Origin of the sequence: Pseudomonas sp. HY2-MNA-CIBAN-0224 (assembly GCF_040310285.1) — a bacterium.
In the GTDB taxonomy this organism is placed as follows: domain Bacteria; phylum Pseudomonadota; class Gammaproteobacteria; order Pseudomonadales; family Pseudomonadaceae; genus Aquipseudomonas; species Aquipseudomonas helleri.
The window spans coordinates 1-384 of the sequence record NZ_JBEOPQ010000233.1; the positions used below are offsets into that span (position 1 = coordinate 1).

The window sequence follows — 384 nt, forward strand, 5'->3', positions numbered from 1 at the left end:
GCTTTGGCTTTCACTCAACCCCGCCCGAGAGCGAAGCTGCTTAAAAATGGAGCGGGAAACGAGACTCGAACTCGCGACCCCGACCTTGGCAAGGTCGTGCTCTACCAACTGAGCTATTCCCGCAATAATGGCGTCCCCTAGGGGACTCGAACCCCTGTTACCGCCGTGAAAGGGCGGTGTCCTAGGCCACTAGACGAAGGGGACGTTGCCCGAAACGTACACTGTACATTTCAGTGCCAATTACGCTCACCGAAGTGTGCGCTTTGGCTTTCACTCAACCCCGCCCGAGAGCGAAGCTGCTTAAAAATGGAGCGGGAAACGAGACTCGAACTCGCGACCCCGACCTTGGCAAGGTCGTGCTCTACCAACTGAGCTATTCCCGCA

The 384-nt window shown here is 57.0% G+C and carries 3 tRNA genes; all 3 read right to left on the reverse strand.

The features are described from left to right. Nucleotides 1–47: 47 nt before the first annotated feature. Nucleotides 48–123 (reverse strand) — tRNA-Gly (locus AAEZ03_RS26175). A gap of 5 nt (nucleotides 124–128) precedes the next feature. Next, nucleotides 129–204, reverse strand: a tRNA-Glu gene (locus AAEZ03_RS26180). Nucleotides 205–307: 103 nt separating this feature from the next. Beyond that, a tRNA-Gly gene (locus AAEZ03_RS26185) sits at nucleotides 308–383 on the reverse strand. Nucleotide 384 lies beyond the last annotated feature (1 nt).